Raw genomic sequence first — 21,797 nt, 5'->3', positions numbered from 1 at the left:
ATGCAGGCATTCGCCAAGGAAAATTTCTCCATGTACACGCCCCGCGCCTTTGCCATCGACGAGTTGTCGCAACTCCACGAACTGATCCTCGCCACCCGCCTCGCCATTCTGGTGACCCACGGCGAAAACGGTCTGCAAGCCAGCCATGTGCCGGTGTTGCTGCATTGCGAGCAAGGCGAGAACGGCACGCTCTACGGGCATCTGGCCAAGGCCAATGCACAGTGGAAAGACTTGCGCGACGGGGCTCAAGCGATGCTGATCTTTGCCGGCCCGGACGCCTACGTCAGCCCGGGCTTTTACCCGAGCAAGGCCGAGCACGGCAAAGTCGTGCCAACCTGGAACTACATCGCGGTGCACGCCTACGGCCACGCCGAAACCTTCAGCGACGGCGGACGGCTGCTCGACATCGTCAGCACCCTCACCGACCGCCATGAAGCGGGCCGCGCGCAACCGTGGAAGGTTGACGACGCCCCCGCCGATTACATCGACGGCATGCTCAAGGCCATCGTCGGTTTTGCCATTCCCATCGACCGACTGGAAGGCAAGCGCAAGCTCAGCCAGAACCGCAGCCCCGCCGACATTGCCGGCGTGCGCGAAGGCCTGGCCGCCAGCCCCGACATCAATGATCAAACCCTCGCCCACTTGATGCGTTAAGGAATTCACCATGAGTCAGATCGAGATCCGCCCAGTCACCGCCAATGATCACGCCGCCTGGCTGCCGCTGTGGCAGACCTACCTGCGTTTCTACAACACCGAGCTGCTCGAGGCCGTAACCCATAGCACTTGGCAGCGCCTGCTCGACCCCAGCGAGCCAACCCACGCCGCGCTCGCCTGGGCGGGTGGCAAAGCGGTGGGCATGGTGCACTACATCTACCATCGCTCGAACTGGAGCATCGAAAACGCCTGCTACCTGCAAGACTTGCTGGTGGCGCCTGAAACCCGCGGCACCGGCGTCGGTCGCCTGCTGATCGAACATGTCTACGCCACGGCCAAGGCTGACGGTTGCGCCAAAGTGCATTGGCTGACCCACGAAACCAACGCCACCGCGATCCAGCTCTACGAGCGCATCGCCGAACGCCCAGGCTTCATCCAGTTTCGCAAAGCCCTTTAAGGAGAGACACACATGACTGCTTCACTGGCCGACTGGAAAGGTGTCCCCGCCCCCACGACCACACTGATCGAAGGCCGCTTCATTCGCCTGGAAAGACTCGACCCGGCCCGTCACGCCGACGAGCTGTTCAACGCCCTTGAAGGCCCCGGCGCCGACCCGAAACTGTGGAACTATCTGCCTTACGGCCCATTCCCTGAGCGCAGCGTGTTCAATGCCTGGCTGAGCAACCACGCGGCCAGCAGCGATCCGTATTTCTTCAGCGTCATCGACCGCGCCACAGGTCAGGTGCAAGGCATCCTCAGCCTGATGTCGATTGTCCCGGCCCAGGGCCGCATCGAAATCGGCCACGTCACCTTCGGTGCACCGATGCAGCGCACGCCGAAAAGCACCGAGGCGGTTTACTTGTTGGCCAAATACTCCTTTGAGCTGGGCTACCGTCGCCTCGAATGGAAGTGCAACAACGGCAACGCCCGCTCCAAATACGCCGCCGAGCGCTTGGGTTTCAGCTTCGAAGGCGTGTTTCGCCAGCACATGGTGGTCAAGGGCGAGAACCGCGACACTGCGTGGTATTCGATTCTCGATGGTGAGTGGCCGGCGATTGCGGCCGGGTTTGAGCGGTGGTTGTCCGATGAAAACCAGACGCCTGACGGGCAGGTGAAAGGGCTGGTCGAGTGCCGCTCCTGAGCGTCTGAAAGCAAAAGATCGCAGCCTGGCAGGCAGCGATCTTTTGATGTTTAACGGACATCTCGCCGAATTCGCACCACGCCCATCTTCATCCCAAACGGGCGATTGTATGTTTTCAACAAGCACAGTGCGTTCGGCAACGGTCAGGCTTATTTCAGACCCCACTTTTTCAATCGCTGGTCAATCACGCCTCAATAGCGTATTTCCCAACCAATGCGCTGGCGGCACATGCGCATGCGCCGCCAGCACGTTAATCACTCCGTGGGCACTAACCTATCCAGCACCCGATTAACCGCCAGCTCTGCCAGCATCACCACCTGCGCGATGCCTTGCAGGGTTTTGCGGTTCGAGCCTTCAACCATTGCCGCGTGGTTGTTGAGCATGACGGTGGCGGAACCGAGCGTTTCACTGGCGTCGGCCAGCAGGGATTCGGAGTCGGCTTCGGGGTGCGCCATGTACAGCGTGCTGGGAGTGTAGGGCGTGGCCATGATGGCGGCGGCCGGTGGGCAGAGATAGTGGTCGAGGGCTCGCTCGGCGGCTTCATGGAATTTCTTTGAATCGGGCGATTCGTAGGGGGATGCCGGATCTGTGACCGGCGGGTTAGGCGTAACTTTGAACATGGTGACTACCTCTTTTGAGGCTGCGACCATCCCGCTGCTAAACGATAGGGAGGCAGCTGTGCGCAAGTTAGCAGACCGGTAGTCACCCGAACCCGGCGCACCCGAAGGTGCCATGCGCACAGCCACCATCGAGCGCAGGCAAATGCCTGACCGGATGAGACTCGTACGACCGAATAACTAGCCGGGCTGCTAAACCCGATCACTGGGAATCAGTGACCCGATCAAGTTACGCAGCCAGCCCTGGGCGCACAAGCCGGCGGATTCTGGCGTAGCCGTAGGCAACGACGCAAGGATTTGTAGGTCGCGAGGCGTAAAGCCAATAGGTCTTAAACGAGAACAACGCCAGATGTTTACTACACAAAAATAATTGGCGATTTGTCTGACGTATTTGAGCCGCATACATGCAAAGAATCCGAGCCTCGCAATAGCGTCAGTGAAGAGGCAACCGAACCACACGAACAATCAAGGTCCTTTCCTTCAACCCCATAGGACCCCTCCTACATTTTTTCTTCGGCACGTTTGTTAGCTTTCGGAACTTGTATCTGCCTTCACGCATTCAGATACAAATTCCCTCAGCGACCGTCGAAGGAACAAAGGATGCCTAGCCCCAGCCTTCTCGCACGTTTCAATCTGACCATTGATGGTCTGGAGCACGACCTTCAAGTCCTGGAGTTCACCGGTCAGGAAGCGATCAGCACACCCTATGCCTTTGACGTGGTGCTGGTCAGCGAGAGGCCGAATCTCGATCTTGAAAGCCTGCTGCACAAACAAGCGTTTCTGGCATTCAGCGACGGTCGCAATGGCATCCATGGGCAAATCCATCGCGTTGCGCAAGGCGACGCTGGCAAACGTCTGACGCGTTACAACCTCACGCTTGTTCCTCGGGTGGCTTATTTGGGCCACCGCATCAACCAACGTATTTTTCAACAGCTGACCGTCCCGCAAATCATTGCGCAGGTGCTGGAAGAACACGGCATCCACCGCGACCTTCATCTGTTTCAGTTGGGTGCCATTTATCCGGATCGCGAGTACTGCGTGCAGTACGACGAATCAGATCTGCACTTCGTCCAAAGGCTCTGCCAAGAAGAAGGCATTCATTACCACTTTCGGCACAGTCGCGAAAAACACCTGATGGTATTTGGGGACGACCAAACCGTATTCCCCAGGCTTGACCGGCCAACACCCTACAAACAAAACAGCGGCATGGTTGCCGAGGGACCCGTGATCAAACGATTCGACCTGCGAGTCGAAGCGCGCACCAGTCGCACCACTCGCCGTGACTACGACTTCGAGAAATCCCGAATTCTTCTGGAGTCCAACTACGAACCTGGCACCGATCTCACGCAGCCTGACCTGGAAGATTACGACTACCCCGGCCGCTTCACCCAGCGTGAGCGCGGCAAGTTTTTAACCAAACGGGCACTGGAGCGCCATCGTGCCGACTATCGGCAGGCCGAAGGCAAAAGCGATCAGCAGACCTTGGTATCCGGGCATTTTATGGAGATGTCCGAGCATTCACGCACGCAGTGGAATGCGCTTTGGTTGCTGACAGAAGTGCGCCACGAATGTAAGCAGCCGCAAGTGCTGGAAGAGAGCATCACCAGCGCAGGCTCCGCACAAGAACATGACTTTGTTCAAGGTTATCGAAATCAATTTGTCGCAACGCCTTGGGACGTTTTCTACCGACCGCCACACCATTACCAAAAGCCGCGAATACTGGGTAGCCAGACCGCCATGGTCACCGGTCCCAAAGGCGAGGAAATCCACTGCGACCCCTTCGGCAGGGTCAAGGCTCAGTTTTTTTGGGACAGAGAAGGTCGTAACGACGACAAAAGCAGTTGCTGGTTGCGGGTGTCGTCCAATTGGGCCGGCAACGCCCATGGCAGCGTCACTATTCCGAGAGTGGGCATGGAGGTGCTGGTCAGCTTCCTGGAAGGCGATCCTGATCAACCGGTGATCAGTGGCTGTCTGGCCAACAGCGCCAACCCGGTGCCCTACGAACTGCCCGCGCACAAAACCCGAAGTGTGTTTCGCTCCCGCAGTTCACCCGATAGCGGCGGATTCAACGAATTGCACCTGGAAGATCGCGCCGGGCAGGAGTTGATCTACCTGCGTGCCCAACGCGACATGGAGCACAAGGTCGAAAACGACAGTCGACTTGAAGTCGGCAACGAACGCCGGGAAACCATCAAGGGCAACAGCATCACCGTGCTGGAAGCCGAAGAACACCGAACCATCACCGCCGACCGCAAAGTGCAACTCAAGGCCAATGACTATCTGCATGTCGCGAGCAACAGCCAGACCCGAGTCGACCAAACGCTGGTGGTTGAGGCTGGCCAGCAAGTGCACATCAAGGCTGGGGCGCACCTGACGCTGGATGCTGGCGCGAGCATCAGCCTCAAGGCCGGTGGGCAGCACATTGTGATCGGCCATGCGGGCATTTTCAGCAGCAGCGAAATCCAGATCGGGGGTGCCCCGGTGGCGGGTTCCGCTGCCGCATTGTCAATGCCGGGGGCCAATGACGCCTTGGCGATGCCAGCAGAACGGCCGCCCATGATTGCGCCCAGCCAGAACGAATTGATGGCCGCCAGCAGCGTTATGGGATCGGACTTCTGCCCCATCTGCGAGGCCTGTCGTGCGGGTATTTGCCTGCCCCGGGGAGCCGCCGCATGACTGACTCGCTACCCCGCCAATGGATGAGAGAACAGCAACGTTCAGGTTTTGCCTTGTGCGTCGTTCTGGACTCACAGAACGAGCGCGACCTGCGCCAATCCCTTTTAAAAACCAGCCAATTCGACCAATACCTGAGTGTTTACGGTGAAACGTTGGTGGCTGATCTGGCGGATGCCGGGCCATTCATCTTCACTTTCGATCAGCCTGACGACAGCCGCATCAGTGAACTGCTGAAGAATCCGCAACGCAACTGGGGCTGGTTTGCCAGCCTTCAAAAAGGCGATTTGAGCAGGCTGGTCAAACATTGGCACGAACGCCTGATCATCGGTGCCCGCCCACATCAGGCGCTGTACCGCTTTCACGATAATCGGGTATTGAGCCGCGCCCTCGCGCACCTGCCTGAGGACGCCTGGCCGGCCTACCTCGGGCCAGCGATCAGCGTGTGTTACTGGCAAGGCACACACTGGCAAAGCACGAACAATCCCGCCCCCGGCAGCTACCCAGTGCCAGATCAGCCGCTGTGGCATCAAGTGCCAGCGCCCAACCAACAGACGGATGAAATTCGCCGCAGCAATGCTCATCGCTATCTGCTGGCGGAGCATGTCCAGGCTTACGCCAAACTTGCCGAACACCATGATCCTGATACGTGGCTGCGCAACAGACTGGCGCAGGCGCAAACGTGGGGTTGGCTGGCGCCGGAGCAACTGGAGTTTTTGCTGACCCAGAGCCTGCAGGCGCAGGGCTACACGTTGGCGCCGCACTGGCAGGTTCGGGCCGGTGAAACGCCGAGTGAGCATTTCGAGCGGGTGTCGCAAACAACAGCATTTTGGCAAGGAGAAGCCGCCCTATGAAAAGCCTGATTCGCACAGCAAGTCTGGGTTTTGGCCTCGCGTTAACCGCAGGCTGTGCGAGCAGCCACAGTCAGCCGAATACCTTCACCTTCACCGCCGATATGCCGCCCGACTTTGCATACGTTGCAGTGGTTTATTACATGCCTGCCAAGGGCGAAACCTGCACTGTTGAAAAAAAGGCCAACTTGGCACCCGTGTTCAACGGCGAGTGGCGAACGGAATACAAACCTGATGCTGAAATAACGATTCGCAGAACCCGTAGCGGCTGTCCGTTGGTGATCAATCGCATCGAACTGAAAATCTACGCGACTTACGGTAAGGATCGGGGAGATTTTGGCGCCGACAGCGCCAGGGTGTTCATTCGGAATGAGGTGGAAGATCAGTACAGAAACGTTTTCAACGAAGCGGGTGAAAGTACCTTTTACGGTGAATGCCAACAGCTGTTTCGTACTTCGGGTAAGCCCCGAATCCTTAGAAAACTCCTCGACTGCAAAACGATCGATGCACAGGGCGAGCTGCGACGAGGCAAACCTTCCGCAGCTTTTACCCCGGACCAACTGCCGGGTAAGACCGTGAAGATGCACATCAAATTGGCCGACGAGGACAGGCCCGCTATCCGAGATACGTGGGTCAAAGTTCCGAATGGCTGGAAGCGTTGTATGGGCGACAACTTCGAAGACCAATACGCGTTCTGTTTTGGCAATTACAAAGACTTCAGCAGCTTTCAGATGCCCGACGGCCGGCAATGCACCATCTATCCCGGTTGCACTGAATAAGGACATTACCCAATGACTAAGTCTTATCCCTTGCTTAAAAGCGCTGCTTTGGGCTGCTGCTTCGTTGGCATCTCAGGCTGTGCGAGCAGTCAGCCCAACACTTTCACCTTCACTGCCGATATGCCGCCCGACTTCACGTATCAGGCCATTGCTGTGTATGTGCCCGTCAAAGGCGAAACCTGCACCGTGCCGGGCGGGCGAGATACTGAAGTGGAATACAACATGAAATGGCGGGGAATTTACCAGCCCAGCAATGAAATAGCCCTGCGCAGAACAGTCAGCGGTTGCCCGCTGGTCATCAGCCGCATCGAGCTGAAAATCTACGCAACTTACGGTAAAGCCCGGGGTGATTACGGTGTGGATATCGCCAGCGTGTTTATTCGGAATGAAGTGGAAGATCAATACAAAAGCGTCTTTAACAAAACGGGCGAAAGTACCTTCTCAGGTGAATGCCAACAGTTATTTCGCACGTCGGGTAAGCCCCGAATCCTCAGAAAACTCCTCGACTGCAAAACGATAGGTGCCCAGGGCGAGCTACGACCAGGCAAACCTTCCGCAGCTTATACCCCGGACCAACTGCCGGGTAAGACCGTGAAGATGCACATCAAATTGGCCGACGAGGACAGGCCCGCTATCCGAGATACGTGGGTCAAAGTTCCGAATGGCTGGAAGCGTTGTATGGGCGACAACTTCGAAGACCAATACGCGTTCTGTTTTGGCAATTACAAAGACTTCAGCAGCTTTCAGATGCCCGACGGCCGGCAATGCACCATCTATCCCGGTTGCACTGAATAAGGACATTACCCAATGACTAAGTCTTATCCCTTGCTTAAAAGCGCTGCTTTGGGCTGCTGCTTCGTTGGCATCTCAGGCTGTGCGAGCAGTCAGCCGAATACGTTCACTTTCACCGCCGATATGCCGCCCGACTTCACCTATGAGGCCATCGCAGTGTATGTGCCTGCCAAAGGGGAAACCTGCACCGTGCCGGGCGGACGAGGCACTGGAGTTGGTTACAACCTGAAATGGCGTGAAAACTATCAGCCCAACTCCGAAATAGCCCTGCGCAGAACTGTCAGCGGATGCCCGCTGGTGATAAGCCGCATCGAGCTGGAAATCTATGCGACTTACGGTAAAGACCGGGGAGATTTTGGCGCTGACAGCGCCAGAGTGTTCATTCGGAATGAGGTGAAAGATCAGTACAAAAGCGTCTTTAACGAAGCAGGCGAAAGCACCTTCTACGGTGAATGCCAACAGCTCTTCCGAACGGTAGGGCCAAAACGGCGCATCGTGAAACTCCTCGATTGCAAGACTACCGATGCTCAGGGCGAGCTGAAAAGAGGCAAGCCTTCCGCGGCTTATACCCCGGACCAACTGCCGGGTAAGACCGTGAAGATGCACATCAAATTGGCCGACGAGGAGAAACCCGGCTGGGGAGATACGTGGGTGAAGGTTCCGAATGGCTGGAAGCGTTGCAAGGGCAGAGGACTTGAAGATCAACGAGGTTATTGCAACGGTAACTACACCGACTTCAGCACTTTTCAGATGCCAGACGGCCGGCAATGCACCATTTATCCCGGTTGCACGGAATAAGGAGGTTTCGACATGACATCAATGGAAAAAGAGCTGGAATCTCCACTGAGCAGCCGCGTATTGACATGCCCAGCACAGGGTCGGTGGAGCAGCTTTCAATTAGTCGACGAGTTTGGTTCTGGCGAACCGTATGAAGGCTTGGCCTACGTCGTAGTCGATTCGGAAGGAAAAACCTACGATGGCAATCTCGATGGCACTGGCACAGGCAAAGTTTCTGAGCACTTCGCAGGGCCGATAGCACTCACCTTTGATCAGAAGTACCAAGGGGAAGAAGAGCTATACAAGGACTTACAAGCAAGACCTCATTACCCCCTGAAAATTACTGAACTTCAGGTACGCGCCGAACAAACCCGCTACCTGAACCACAACTCGACCCGCACCAGAGAAAACCCCGCACAAGCCTGCGCCGATGAATTCTTTCAGGTGGAAGTGCGTCATCTGGTCAAGCATGTTTCGCATTTGCCACCGCAGGTTTACAGCCATTACCCGCCCGGGTCGGGGCCGGCGAAGATCATGGGTAAGCATGGTGAGCGCGGTGTTGCCCTCATGCCGCTAAAACATACGGTGCTGGAAGTACGCCCGATGCGCGCCTTGCGCCCCATGCTGTCAATCGACGCTGGGGTCTGTGCGCTAAACCTCTATCAACTGGCGCTCATGTCCACCCTGAGCTATTGCCCGTTTGGTCAGAAGCCGGATAAACACCCCGTCGAAACGAAGACTGTGCGCTTCCCCTTGCAACCCACTGTTGGTAACTGGTTCGGGGATGCACTGGCCAAATTCGAAGAGCTTGGCAAAGTCGATGCGACGCAGACATCAGCGTATTACCCGCTTTTTGAAGATGTGCCGTACTCCAGGCGACTGGAGATCGTGCCGTTCGACCCAGACCTCTATGACGCAAACAAACCTGAACGGGAAGACGAGCAGGAGCACCCCGCCAAGATCCATTTCTTCGACGACAGGATCTTGGGTAAGCAGTCCACCGATACCCAAGCCTTCATCACCCACCACGACGAATTAATCCTGATTTCCGTGCGTGGCACCTATGAAATCATCGCGGATGGCCTGCGCGATGCCGATGCGTTTCAAGTGCCGTTCGAAGAACACGGCAGCAAGGTGCACCGTGGATTTTACGAAGCGGCACAGAAAGCCTATGGTTTCGTCGTGAAATACCTCGACAAGTTTTATACCGGTCAAAAACTGCTGATCTGCGGGCACAGCCTCGGAGGCGCAGTGGCATTGCTGCTTTCGGAAATGCTGCGTCGGCGAGCAGACTTCAACTACAACATCCAGCTCTACACCTACGGCGCCCCCCGCGCCGGTGACGCCCTTTTCACCAAAGGCGCAGAACCGCTGGAACATCACCGCATGGTCGCCCATAACGACCCGGTGCCCAGTGTGCCCGGCACCTGGATGAACACCAAAGCGAGTGTTTACGGGACAGGAGCGGCACTGACCTTCGTCAACGTGCCCGTTGGCCTCTCGGTGTTTGTCGCCGGTATTACCAACTGGACCGGCGAACCCTACGAGCATCACGGCAAGCTGTACCACGCGATGCCGGTGCAGTTTGATCGCAATGAAAAGTCCATGATCCTGTGGGAGCCCGGTTGCGACACGGTTGCCCAGCATGCCGCCTGCTCGGTGGCCATTCAGCAAAAAAACGGCCTCCCGGATCGACCTTCGTTACTGACGCAACTCTTCAATGCCGGCAGCCACTCGATGGTCGGCAGCTACATTCCGGCGTGCTGGGCAACGCTGAAACGTTGGCAGGAAGCGCAATCAGCAAACCGATCCCTCGTATCGGATAGAGAGTTTGAGTGGATGCAGAAAGCGCTGGCGAGCATTACTTTGCAGTTGCGGCAAAAGCGCGACCAGACACGCCCGGACGCTTACGTTCGCCATCATGAAAAAACCATCGAAGCGCTCAATCGCGAGATCGACAAAATACAAATGTCGCTTGATCGCCTCAAAACCTTGCGGCAACAGCGCATCACCGAAAAAAAGGTCTACGGATCACTTTCGGACCAGCCCGAGCCGCTGTCTGAAAGCCTGTCGCGCTGGCTTGCCCATTCGGAAAACAAAGTCGTCGAGCAGTTGGCCATGGCGCCCACCAGCAAAAGTGATGACGGGCTACTGGCGTCGATCTACGGCCATACAGTGGGTGCGCCGCATACGCTGGATATCGATTCATTCATCTAAAAACAGTCCGGCACCCTCGCCATTTGCGTGTCTTGCGGGTAGCCCGCACCCGAAGGCTGCCCGGTTAACCCGCGAGGTTTTCCATGAAAGATTCAAGTTCAATGTCCGAAGCTCAAGCGCTGCCCGATTATCACCAATGCCTCCCCGCCGAACTCCACAGCCATGCGGATGATTTCATTCGCTATTTGCACGAACTGCCCAAGAGATCGCCGGTCGAGTGCCCGCTGTGCGGTCATCCACGCTTCAGACTGGAAACCAGCCAGAAAACACGCCTGCCTTTTTACCGCTGTGTGGCCTGCAACAAAGGCTTTAACTGTCTCTCGAAAACACCGTTTTCGAAAGTCGGGCTAATGCACCTCTGGTCAACCTTTGGTCAATACCTGTTGGCGGGTTGGTCGATGCGAGGTATTGCCGAAGCCATGAATATTGCCCCCAGCACCACTTCGCGGTGGAACAAACACTGCCGCACCGTCATGGCTAAAGACTTTCCAACGTTGTATCAGTGGTGGGCGGCACGCCAGGATCGAATCGATCTGGAGCCACCCGCACCTATTGCGGCTCAGGCCCAAGCGTTTCTGAGTGGGCTGGAGCATTTGCTCACGACTCCTCAAGCAGTCTGTCCAAAGTGCGGTTCACCTGACATGAAGCGTTTCGATGAGCGCCGCCCTGATTTTCGTTGCCCAGGCTGTTACAGCACTGTGAGTTTGCTGCAGGGCACGCTACTGGCCCGATTGGGTTATCCAGAGCATTGGCTGGGTTTTGTTCAAGGCTTGATCAACGGCGAGAGCGTGACTGATTTACAGCGGCGTACAGGCCTTTGCCAGCAGACGTGCAAGCGTTGGCAAGTACGTTTCATGCGGATGTTTGAAGAACAGGGCCACACCGATCTGGCACAGTGGATTACATGGCTGCGCAGCCGTCGGGTTAAAGAAGTGAGTGATTTTGTGCGAGACGGCGGGGAGCTGGAAGCGGTTACAGGTTCTCGTTATTCCGCCAATTCAGGACGGCGATTTGCCGTTCCCCCGAAGAACCCGTGGAAGCGCAAACCCGATAAGTAGGCCGTAGGAGCATTTAACGCCGCGCACTTTTATCGGCGCACCGGGTTGGTCAGGGGGCGATGGCAGAAGTCATGGGACAGACCTCATCAAGCAGATGAGGCCAATCCTGGAGTCGCTATGCGTCCGTCATGTGGGATGGCCCCTACACCCTGGAGCTGCCGCAGGCTGCGATCTTTTGATCTTCTCTCAAGCGAGTTTCTGCGCCAGCACCGCAATGTGCTCCGGGCCGATCCCGCAGCAACCGCCCAAGTGACTGGCGCCGCGCTGCTGCCAATCAATCGCCCATTGCAGATAGCCGGGTGGATCGAGGTCTTCGCGCAACGGATCGAGTCCGTCATTGGCCGTCGCTTCCTTAGGCTGCGGCGGGAAGGCGTTGGCATAGGCGCCGATGTTTATCTTCACCCCCAGACGTTCGAAGGTCGCGCGTGCCGCGTCAATCGCCGCGCCGATCACTTCCGGCTGACTGCAATTGAACAACAGCGTCTCGACGCCCAACTCAGCCGCCGCTGCAGCCGCTTCGGCCACCGGCTCGCCGGAACGCAAACGCGGCACTTCGTCGGTGTCTTCGTCCTTCAAGGTAAACGACAGCCAGAACGGCTTGCCGTCCTGCGGCAGCCCGGCGTGAATGGCGCGCGCCTCGACGATCGAGCTTTGGGTTTCCGCCAGCCAAAGATCAACGTGCGGTGCCAGCCCCTTGACCAACGGGCCCAGCAACTCGGTCACCCGGGACGCCTCGAACAGGTCCGGACGATAGGAGCCAAACAACGGCGGCAACGAACCGGCCACCCGCACCGCTTTGCCCGAAGCCTGCACCGCACGCCGCGCCAGTTCACCGGCCAACGCCGCCAGCGCCTGCCCTTCAGCGGCGAAACGTTCTTCGCCGATGTGGAACGGCACCACCGCGTAACTGTTGCTGGTGATCACATTGGCCCCGCTGGCGATGTAAGCGGCGTGTACCGCTTCCACCGCCTGCGGCGCTTCGCTCAACGCCAGCGCTGACCACTCGGGTTGCCGGAATGGCGCACCGGCGCGTTGCAACTCACGGCCCATGCCGCCATCGAGAATAATCGTGCTTGCTGCGCCCATATGCCTTTCACTCATAAGCTTATGAAAATAACTCACTATCAGAGTCGTTCTTATAACTATTTAATACGCACCATTCCGTTAATGACAACCTCTTTTTCAACCAGGGATCGACTGTGAAATTTCAACCGCTACTGGCCCTGGGCCTGACGATTCTGGCCGCCTCCTCCCAAGCCTTCGGCGGCGCCACACTGGATCGCGTCGAGCAGAAAAAAGAACTGGTTGGCGTGCTGATGGAAAGTTATCCACCGTTCTCGTTTCTCAACGAAGACAACCAGCTCGACGGTTTCGACGTTGATGTCGCCAAAGCCGTGGCGGACAAACTGGGGGTTAAGCTGCGTCTGGAAACGCCGTCCTGGGACGTCATCGCCGCCGGCCGCTGGAGCGGGCGCTACGACATCTGCATCTGCTCGATGACCCCGAGCAAGGCCCGCGCCGAAGTGTTCGATTTCCCGGTCGAGTACTACGCCTCCCCTGCGGTGATCGTGGTCAACGCCAAGGATGACCGCATCCACGGTGCCAAGGACCTGAGCGGTATGAAGGTCGGCCTCACCAGCGCCTCCAGCTACGAAAGTTATCTGAACAAGAATCTGGTCATCGAAGGCGCCGAAGACACGCAGTTGCAGTACCCGTTCGAAGACGTGCAGATCGCGCCGTACGATACCGACAACGTTGCCTTCCAGGACCTGGGCCTGGGGGCCGGTGTGCGTCTGGACGCGATCCTCACCAACCTCGTCACCGCGCAGCCACGCCTGAACGAAGACAAACGCTTCAAACTGGCCGGTGCGCCGCTGTATTCGGAACCGAATTCGGTGGCCATCGAAAAGGGTGACGCCCAGTGGGATGCCAAAGTGCGCGAGGTGTTTGCGCAGCTCAAGCAGGACGGCACCCTGAGCAAGCTCTCACAAAAATGGATCGGCGCCGACATCAGTCAATGACTTCTTTCCCGACACCTCCACAGCCACCGCAACCGGTGGCTGCATCACGCCTGCAACGGCTCTTCGGTTTTCGTACGCGGTTGTACCTGACCTGGGCGGCGATGTTCTGCCTGTGCGCCGGGTTCTTCCTGAGCTTCGACCTGAAGTTCTCGATCATCCTCGACAAGCTGCCCAACCTGGTCGGCCTGAAGCTGGCACCCAATGGCTTCCTGCAAGGCGCGGCGCTGACGTTGTTTCTGTGCGTGTGTTCGATAGTCGCCTCGTCATTGCTGGGCTTCGTCACCGCGTTGGGGCGCTTGTCGAAAAGTGCCTTGGCGTTTGGCATCGCCAGTTTCTACGCTTCGTTTTTTCGCGGCACGCCGCTGCTGATCCAGATCCTGCTGATCTATCTCGGCTTGCCGCAATTGGGCATCGTGCCCGGCGCCATCGTTGCCGGGATCATCGCCCTGTCGCTGAACTATGGCGCTTATCTCAGCGAAATTTTCCGCGCCGGCATCCTCGGCGTCCCCTATGGTCAACGCGAAGCGTCACTGGCGCTGGGCATGCGGGAGTCGGTGATTTTCTGGCGCATCACCCTGCCCCAGGCCATGCGCACGATCATCCCGCCAACCACCAACCAATTCATTTCCATGCTCAAAGACTCGTCGCTGATCTCGGTGATGGGCGTTTGGGAGGTGATGTTTCTGGCGCAGTCGTATGGTCGATCAAGCTATCGCTACATCGAAATGCTCACGACCGCCGCGATCATTTACTGGGTGATGTCGATCGGGCTTGAGCTGATCCAGGCACGCATGGAGCGCCATTACGGCAAGGCATACGAACGCCGTACCTAAGGTGCTCTGCACTATCACCGACATCATTCTGTAAAACCCCATCGCTATACAGGACGGCCCGCTTATAACAAAAGGCCGTCCGCCCATGCCCTTCTCGCCTCAGCGATTGTCCCTCGCCATCGCCCTGTTGATCGCCACCACGGCCGCTCACGGCAAAACCGTGCAGATCGACAGCGCCACCACGGCTTCGCAAACCCTCGGTGGCAGCGACACGCTGACGATTTCGTCGCCGGGCAGCATCACCAACAGTGGCAAGGCTGTCAGCCTGAAGGACAACACCAGCGGTGTCGGCGTGGTGATCGATAACGCCGGCAACATCATCTCCACTGGCGGCCGGGCCATCGACAGCAGCGGCGACCTGAGCCAGGCACGCAATTACGCCCTCTACAACCGCAGCGGCGGGCAGATCCTCGGTGCCAATGATGCGTTGCGCATCGACAGCAACTTCGTCAGCGGCAGCCTGTTGATCGACAACAGTGGCGTCATTCGCTCCACCACCGGCCAAGGGCTGGACCTGGATGCACTGCGCAGCGACGGGGTGAAAACCACGATCATCAACCGTGCGGGCGGGCTGATTCGCGGCGAGGCCAGCGACGGCATGAAGACCGGCGCCAATGCGACGATTACCAACTACGGCGAGATCTCGACGGGCGATTCGCACAACGCCGACCAAAAATTCGACGGCATCAATATCGATACCGCCACGGGTGTGTCGATCACCAACGACGGCGTCATTTCCGGCGGCCGCCACGGCATCACCACTGACCTGGGCGCGACACTGGTCAACTACGGACAGATCACCGGGCGCAACGGCTCGGGCTTCGGCTCCGACGGCGATGGTACGGTGATCAACCACGGCACCATTACCGGCGCGTACGCCGGGCTGCAAGCCAACGGTGATGGCGACGGCGTGGACATCGACAAGATCGCCCACATCGAAAACTACGGCACCATTCAAGGCGTTGGCGCGGGCGGTGTCGACAAGGGCGGGTTCGCCAACGGCAGTGAAGGCATCGCCCTGGGCGGCGGCTAAATTTTCAACGCCAGCGGCGCCCTGATCAGCGGCGCTAACAGCGCGATCCTGGTAGACGACGGTAGCGACGGCTCGGGGCTGACGGCAACCACGCTGGAAAACTTCGGCACCGTCCAGGGACTCGACGGTTTTGGCGTGAAGTTCGTCGGTGAGTTCGCCGACAACGTGGTCAACGGCGGCACCCTCAGCGGCAGCAATGGCCTGGCACTGGATCTGGGCGGTGGCAACGACAGCCTGACCTTGCGCAATGGCAGCCGCTTTATCGGTGTGGTCGATGGCGGCAGCGGTTACGACCGGGTGGTGATGGACGACGTGGCGGGTGGCAGCTTCAGCGACAGTCGCAATTTCGAGTGGCTGGAGGTCAAGCAAGGCGCGTGGACGCTGACCGGTAGCGGCGATTTCAGCGACGGCGGCGCAGTGCGCAACGGCGCGACGTTGATCAACCAGGGCGCTATCGCCGGCAACCTCACCGTGGATGCTGGCGGGGTGTATGCCGGGGGCGGTTCGGTGGGCAGCCTCAACGTCAACGGTACATTGCGCACAGACACGGGCCTGGGCCCCGCAACGATTGTGCGTGACTTGAACATGGGCAGCGCAGCCACCCTCGCCTACGGCGTCAACGCCGACGGCAGCAGCGCGCCAGTGCAGGTCGGCGGCACCGCGAATCTCAACGGCGCGACCCTGGCCGTTAATCCCGGCAGCGGCACCTATCCGTGGCAGAGCCATTACACCGTGCTGCAAGCCACGCAGGTCAACGGCACCTTCGGCAAGGTCAGCAGCGATTACGCCTTTCTCACACCCACGCTGGCCTACACGCCAACTCAAGTCGGCCTGACGTACACCCGTAACGACGTCGCCTTCAAAGATTTCGCCGCCACCGGCAACGGCAGTAGCGCCGCCAACAGTCTGGCCTCAATGGGCAAGCACAACGCGCTATACAACGCCCTGCTCAACACCACCCAAAGCACTGCCGGCGCGGCAATCGAGCAACTGGCCGGGGCCAGCAACGCCAACCTGACCAGCGCCACCCTTGGCGCCAGCAACCAGGTGGGCAACAGCATGCTCTCGGCAATGCAGCAAATCGGCGGCAGCCCGGGACTGATGGTCGGCCTCGATCAACGCGAAACCCCTGTGCTGGCGGCCAACGGCGTGCCGTCCGAGGCGCGCAACCTGAACGATCCGAACGCTCGCGGCCGCCTCTGGCTGCAAGCCATCGGCGGCTACGGCAAGCTCGACGGCGAACACGGCAGCAGCGGTCTGGAGCAACGCTCAAAGGGCAGCGTGCTCGGTGCCGACTGGTCGCTGAATTCAGCATGGCGATTGGGCGTATTGGGCGGTTATTCGACAACCGATCTGGACGCCACAGGCGTCGATGGCAATGTCGAGAGCTGGCATGCCGGCGTTTATGCCCTGCATCAGAACGGCCCGCTCTCACTGCGCCTCGGCGCGGCATACAGCGGCCATCAAGGCGAAAGCAAACGCACCATCGCTTTCAACGGTTTCAGTGATCGCCCCAAAGGCGACTATGACGCCGACAGCCAGCAAGCCTTCGCCGAACTCGGTTACGCCATGGGCAGCGGCCGCCTCAGCGCCGAACCATTCGCCAGCCTCGGCTACCAGCGCTACCACCGCGACAGCTACCGGGAAAAGGGCGGCGCCGCTGCGCTGCAAGTCGACAGCCAGACCCAGGACAACTTCAGCAGCACCTTCGGCCTGCGCCTGGCGCACCTGAGCAGTCTGGACAACGGCATGAGCCTGACGCCACGCATGGCCGCCGGCTGGAAGCATACGTATGGCGACGTCAGCAGTTCGACGCGCCAGGCCTTCGTGGTCGGCGGCACAGGGTTCAGCGTTGATGGCAGCTCACTGGATCGCGACAGCCTGGTGCTGGAGGCCGGTCTCGATATCGGGATCTCGGCGCGTCATACGCTGGGGGTGGGCTATAGCGGCGAAATCGGCAGCAACAGCCGTAATCACGGAATGATCGGGCAGTGGCAGATGAGTTTTTGATCGTTGAATAGCCAGTGTGGTCTTGATTAGTCGTAGGAAAAGGAGCCGGTACAGTCGCGTAAAAATACCGGATCCGGATATAGCGGAAGATTTCGACAAAATGACGCGACAGCGCCTGCAAAACGGCGGGAAGTAGCCGACATCAAAATTTTTGCTGCGTCCCTAGAGTTTGGCCTTCTTTCAAAAAAGGCCTTGCTTGATGCTCATTCAACACACATTCAAACCACAACACTTGGCTTTAGCCATTGCGTTGGCGCTGGGCTGCGCAAAGATTGCAAACGCCCAGCAACTACCTGAAGCCTCTGACGCTGCGTCCACCGCGCAGGTGCCAGAACAGCCCGAAGACACCGTCTATGCAGAATCTCTTGGGAGGATTAAGGACTTTATCAACGATAAAGCGACCGTTCCGATTGCCTTCAATACACCCCAGAGCACTTTTCGAGGAACGGAACTCAACGATTTGATCGCTCTTCAAGACGACGCAAGCTTCACGGGGCAGTTGGATGGTGGCAAGGGGGACAACATGCTGCTACTGGATATCTCCGAGGGGGGCACGCTGAAAGACACCCGCAATTTCAATGCACTGTTTCTCGTGCGCGGAGACTGGACGCTGAGCACAAAGGGAGACTTCAACCAAGGCGTGCTGGTAACACACAACGGTGCGCTGACCAATCAGGGCACCATCAGCGGTGGGGCGGTTACCGCTGGCAAACTCTTCAACAATGGAAGCATAAAAGGGGATGTCTATGTCGAGAACGGCGGCAGCTTTGCGGGTAAGGGCTCGGTAGGAAACTTGCACGTTAACGGCCTGCTCATGGTCAATGGATTGCATGGTAGCCCTCGAGTGAAAGGCAGTTTGAGCCTATCCCCGAATGCTGAACTGTCTTATGAGGTCGCCCCCGGCAGCAGTGGTCAAACGATCAAGGTAGACGGCACTGCCAAACTTGAAGGCGCCACCTTGAAAGTCGTTGCAGTTGCAGGGGAATACCCGCAAAGCAGCCAGTACAAAATCATCGAAGCCAGCAAGGTTGAAGGTCAGTTCGGCACGATACTGAACGATCTGGCGTTCATGACAGCCACACCTCAATACAACAAAAAATCTGTGGGACTGACCTACGCACGCAACGAGGTATCCCTGCCTAGCGTGGCCACCACCGACAACGGTCGTGCAGTAGCCGAAAGTATTGAAGAGCCATCGATCCCGGATCGACCACCGATATCAGCACCACTGGCGACAAGTCCATCTTCCACGTCAGAAGAAGCACCCATTTCAGAAGACGCGGTGGCGGTGCGTGCCGCCCCTGTCGCCACACCGTCAGCCCCTCAAACAGCGGCCCCCCAAAACGCTGCGGTCGTCGCACTGTTGGCTAGCGACAAAAGCACCGCACCGATTGCCATCGAGCAGTTGGCCGCCGGCGGCAACGCCAACCTCGCCAAAGCCACATTGAGCAGCATCACGCCTGTAAGCGCGAGCATGCTTTCGGCCATGCGCCAACTGGATAGCCGCTCGGGCGCTGCGTCTGGCTCTGGCAGTTCACCCCGGCAGGCGGCCGGCAGTGCAGACTCCGGACGCGTCTGGGTTCAGGCCATCGGCCATGGTGGCAAGGTTGATCGCGATCACGACAGCACCCTGAAACACGCCACCCAGGGTCTGGTCATGGGCGCGGATTGGCGACTCGATGAGCAATGGCATATCGGCCTGCTGGGCGGTAAATCCCAGACGAAACTGGATGCCCGCCAGTACGATGGCGACCTCGACAGCTGGCACCTCGGCGCCTATGCCGTGCGCCAGGACGGGCCACTGGCCCTGCGCCTCGGGGCGACCTACGCCAGCCATGACGGCAGCAGCAAACGTCGAGTGGTGTTCAAGGGCTTCAGCGACCGCCTGAAGGGTAACTACGACGCCAACACCCAGCAGGCCTTTGCCGAACTGGGCTTCAATTTCGGCCATAACAACGTGACGCTCGAACCGTTCGCCAGCCTCGGCTATCAGCGTTATCAACGTGACAGCTACAGCGAAAAAGGCGGCGATGCGGCGCTGAAGGTGTTCGGGCAAACCCGCGACAACCTCAGCAGCCTCTTCGGCCTGCGTGCAGCGAAAATCAGCCGACTGGACAACGGCATGAGCCTGACGCCGCGATTCGCCGCAGGCTGGAAACATACCTTCGGCGAACTCGACAGCGATGCCCGCCAACAACTGCTCAAGGGTGGGAAACGCTTTGAAGTGGCCGGTGCCGCGCTGGATCGAAACAGTCTGGGCGTCGATGCTGGCCTCGACCTTGGCCTGTCGGCCAACCACACCGTTGGGCTAGGCATCACGGGGGATTTCGGAACTGAAAGCCGTAATCACAGTGTGATGGGCCAGTGGCGAATGGCGTTCTGATGGTCTGAACACTGTCCCTGTGGGAGCTTGCTCGCGAAGAGGGAGTGTCAGTCGACATGATCTGTGACTGATACACCGCATTCGCGAGCAAGCCCGCTCCCACACGGGATTTGCGTGATTCAGTCAAAACCCGGACGAAAAAAAGGGGAGCACATGCCCCCCGAGGTTTAAAGCGTTGTACCGAGGCTGTTATCTCAGCCTTCGATCTCGATCAGGATTTCACCCGGATTGACCCGGTCGCCCTTGGCCACATGAATCGCCGTGACCTTACCGGCAACAGCGGCCTGGACTTCGGTTTCCATCTTCATGGCTTCGGTAATCAACACGGCCTGGCCGGCCTTGACGGTATCGCCCTCCTTGACCAGCACGTCGACGATGTTGCCCGGCATGGTGGTGCTGACGTGGCCCGGCGCCGAGGCTTGCTTGCGCTTGCTGCTGCCACCGCCGACGAATTCGTTGAGCGGTTCGAACACCACTTCTTCCGGCATGCCGTCGATGGACAGGTAGAAGTGACGCTTGCCTTCAGCCTTGACGCCAACACCGGTGATGTCGACGCGGTAGGTTTCGCCGTGAACGTCGATGACGAACTCGGTCGGCACACCTTCGCCGCCCGACGACGCGACTTTGCCGGCTTCAGGAATCGGCAACAGCACCTCCGGCGTGAGGGTGCCGGCGGCTCGCTCTTCGAGGAACTTGCGACCGATTTCCGGGAACATGGCGAAGGTCAGCACGTCTTCTTCGGACTTGGCCAGTGCGCCGATATCGGCACGCAGCTTGGTCATTTCCGGCTTGAGCAGATCGGCCGGACGTACGTCGATCACTTCTTCGCTGCCGATGGCCTGACGACGCAGTTTCTCGTTGATCACGCCCGGCGCTTTGCCGTAGCCACCCTGCAAATACAGCTTCACTTCGTTGGTGATGGTCTTGTAGCGCTCGCCGGCCAGCACGTTGAAGAACGCCTGAGTGCCGACGATCTGCGAAGTCGGGGTCACCAGCGGTGGGTAGCCGAGGTCCTCACGCACACGCGGGATTTCCGCCAGCACTTCGGCCATGCGGTTCAGGGCGCCCTGCTCTTTCAACTGGTTGGCGAGGTTGGAGATCATCCCGCCCGGCACCTGGTTGACTTGAACGCGAGTGTCGACCGCTGTGAATTCGCTTTCAAACTGGTGGTACTTCTTGCGCACGGCATAGAAGTACAGACCGATCTCTTGCAGCAGTTCAAGGTTCAGACCGGTGTCGTACTCGGTGCCTTTAAGAGCGGCGACCATCGACTCGGTGCCCGGATGGCTGGTGCCCGAGGCGAAGCTGGAGATTGCGGTGTCGATGTGGTCGGCACCGTTTTCGATTGCCTTGAGCTGGCACATGGCAGCCAGACCGGCCGTGTCGTGGGAGTGGATGAACACGGGCAGCGACTGTTCGGCTTTCAACGCCCTGACCAACTCACCCGTGGCGTACGGGGTCAGCAGACCGGCCATGTCCTTGATCGCCACCGAGTCGCAACCCATGGCTTCCATTTGCTTGGCCTGCGCCACAAAGGCGTCGATGGTGTGCACCGGGCTGGTGGTGTAAGCGATGGTGCCCTGGGCATGTTTGCCCGCCGCTTTCACCGCTTCGATGGCCACGCGCAGGTTACGCACGTCGTTCATCGCGTCAAAGATGCGGAACACGTCGATACCGTTCACGGCAGCCTTGGCGACGAAGGCTTTGACCACGTCGTCGCTGTAATGGCGATAGCCGAGCAGGTTCTGCCCGCGCAGGAGCATTTGCAGACGCGTGTTAGGCAGCGCGGCGCGCAGTTGGCGCAGGCGCTCCCACGGGTCTTCTTTCAGAAAGCGTACGCAGGCGTCGAAGGTCGCGCCGCCCCAGCATTCCAGCGACCAGTAGCCGACTTTGTCGAGCTTGTCGCAGATCGGGAGCATGTCTTCGGTGCGCATGCGGGTGGCGAGCAGCGATTGTTG

Annotated in this window: 16 protein-coding genes and 1 pseudogene; 14 read left to right on the top strand and 3 right to left on the bottom strand. The window is 58.7% G+C overall.

Features of this window, described 5'->3' with window-relative positions; translation table 11 throughout:
* The first annotated feature begins 30 nt into the window (after window positions 1-30).
* From ACIOWA_RS12920 to ACIOWA_RS12910, 3 genes are read left to right on the top strand one after another with little or no spacing between them, the layout of a single operon-like run.
* Window positions 31-654, top strand: a complete 624-nt coding sequence (locus ACIOWA_RS12920; protein ID WP_339431503.1) for an FMN-binding negative transcriptional regulator — start codon at window positions 31-33, stop codon at window positions 652-654.
* 10 nt (window positions 655-664) lie between these two features.
* The gene (locus ACIOWA_RS12915; RefSeq protein WP_401160124.1) at window positions 665-1,111 is read left to right on the top strand and encodes a GNAT family N-acetyltransferase; all 447 of its coding nucleotides are present in this window, start codon (window positions 665-667) and stop codon (window positions 1,109-1,111) included.
* A 12-nt stretch (window positions 1,112-1,123) separates the two neighbouring features.
* On the top strand, window positions 1,124-1,795 hold the full coding sequence (locus tag ACIOWA_RS12910) for a GNAT family N-acetyltransferase (RefSeq protein ID WP_401160122.1): 672 nt from the start codon (window positions 1,124-1,126) through the stop codon (window positions 1,793-1,795).
* 254 nt (window positions 1,796-2,049) lie between these two features.
* On the opposite strand, the gene ACIOWA_RS12905 is transcribed toward ACIOWA_RS12910, so the two are convergent.
* A complete protein-coding gene (locus ACIOWA_RS12905) occupies window positions 2,050-2,415 on the bottom strand; it encodes a DUF6124 family protein (protein ID WP_339465167.1) in 366 nt (121 codons plus the stop codon).
* Between the two features lie 597 nt (window positions 2,416-3,012).
* Here ACIOWA_RS12905 and ACIOWA_RS12900 point away from each other — a divergent pair.
* From ACIOWA_RS12900 to ACIOWA_RS12870, 7 genes are all read left to right on the top strand, one after another.
* On the top strand, window positions 3,013-5,088 hold the full coding sequence (locus tag ACIOWA_RS12900) for a type VI secretion system tip protein VgrG (protein WP_401160120.1): 2,076 nt from the start codon (window positions 3,013-3,015) through the stop codon (window positions 5,086-5,088).
* Window positions 5,085-5,939, top strand: a complete 855-nt coding sequence (locus ACIOWA_RS12895; protein WP_339465164.1) for a DUF4123 domain-containing protein — start codon at window positions 5,085-5,087, stop codon at window positions 5,937-5,939. Before ACIOWA_RS12900 ends, ACIOWA_RS12895 begins: the two co-directional genes overlap by 4 nt.
* A complete protein-coding gene (locus ACIOWA_RS12890; RefSeq protein WP_401160118.1) occupies window positions 5,936-6,715 on the top strand; it encodes a hypothetical protein in 780 nt (259 codons plus the stop codon). Before ACIOWA_RS12895 ends, ACIOWA_RS12890 begins: the two co-directional genes overlap by 4 nt.
* Before the next feature lie 12 nt (window positions 6,716-6,727).
* Window positions 6,728-7,510 carry a hypothetical protein gene (locus ACIOWA_RS12885; RefSeq protein ID WP_401160116.1) on the top strand — a complete coding sequence of 261 codons (783 nt, stop codon included), beginning with the start codon at window positions 6,728-6,730 and terminating at the stop codon, window positions 7,508-7,510.
* A 12-nt stretch (window positions 7,511-7,522) separates the two neighbouring features.
* On the top strand, window positions 7,523-8,305 hold the full coding sequence (locus ACIOWA_RS12880) for a hypothetical protein (RefSeq protein ID WP_401160114.1): 783 nt from the start codon (window positions 7,523-7,525) through the stop codon (window positions 8,303-8,305).
* A 12-nt stretch (window positions 8,306-8,317) separates the two neighbouring features.
* Window positions 8,318-10,501 (top strand): lipase family protein, encoded by a 2,184-nt coding sequence (locus tag ACIOWA_RS12875; RefSeq protein ID WP_401160112.1) that lies wholly within the window; start codon window positions 8,318-8,320, stop codon window positions 10,499-10,501.
* Window positions 10,502-10,602: 101 nt separating this feature from the next.
* On the top strand, window positions 10,603-11,559 hold the full coding sequence (locus ACIOWA_RS12870; protein WP_339431494.1) for a hypothetical protein: 957 nt from the start codon (window positions 10,603-10,605) through the stop codon (window positions 11,557-11,559).
* 186 nt (window positions 11,560-11,745) lie between these two features.
* Here ACIOWA_RS12870 and ACIOWA_RS12865 read toward each other — a convergent pair whose 3' ends face one another.
* On the bottom strand, window positions 11,746-12,645 hold the full coding sequence (locus ACIOWA_RS12865; protein WP_339465159.1) for a homocysteine S-methyltransferase family protein: 900 nt from the start codon (window positions 12,643-12,645) through the stop codon (window positions 11,746-11,748).
* A 113-nt stretch (window positions 12,646-12,758) separates the two neighbouring features.
* Here ACIOWA_RS12865 and ACIOWA_RS12860 point away from each other — a divergent pair, with 113 nt between their 5' ends.
* From ACIOWA_RS12860 to ACIOWA_RS12845, 4 genes and pseudogenes are all read left to right on the top strand, one after another.
* Window positions 12,759-13,580, top strand: a complete 822-nt coding sequence (locus ACIOWA_RS12860) for an ABC transporter substrate-binding protein (protein WP_339431492.1) — start codon at window positions 12,759-12,761, stop codon at window positions 13,578-13,580.
* Complete coding sequence (locus ACIOWA_RS12855) at window positions 13,577-14,413, top strand: amino acid ABC transporter permease (RefSeq protein WP_401160111.1); 837 nt, start codon at window positions 13,577-13,579, stop codon at window positions 14,411-14,413. Before ACIOWA_RS12860 ends, ACIOWA_RS12855 begins: the two co-directional genes overlap by 4 nt.
* An 85-nt stretch (window positions 14,414-14,498) precedes the next feature.
* Window positions 14,499-17,456 (top strand): annotated as a pseudogene (locus ACIOWA_RS12850) (autotransporter domain-containing protein).
* A gap of 460 nt (window positions 17,457-17,916) precedes the next feature.
* A complete protein-coding gene (locus ACIOWA_RS12845) occupies window positions 17,917-19,839 on the top strand; it encodes an autotransporter domain-containing protein (RefSeq protein WP_401160109.1) in 1,923 nt (640 codons plus the stop codon).
* A 194-nt stretch (window positions 19,840-20,033) separates the two neighbouring features.
* Here ACIOWA_RS12845 and oadA read toward each other — a convergent pair.
* Window positions 20,034-21,797: sodium-extruding oxaloacetate decarboxylase subunit alpha (gene oadA, locus ACIOWA_RS12840; protein ID WP_401160107.1), on the bottom strand; the 1,764-nt coding region annotated here is incomplete at its 5' end.

This window comes from Pseudomonas sp. NPDC087614, assembly GCF_044743485.1.
GTDB classification, from domain to species: domain Bacteria; phylum Pseudomonadota; class Gammaproteobacteria; order Pseudomonadales; family Pseudomonadaceae; genus Aquipseudomonas; species Aquipseudomonas baetica_A.
Note: the sequence above shows the minus strand (reverse complement) of the source record. Positions and strands in the feature narration are given on the sequence as shown.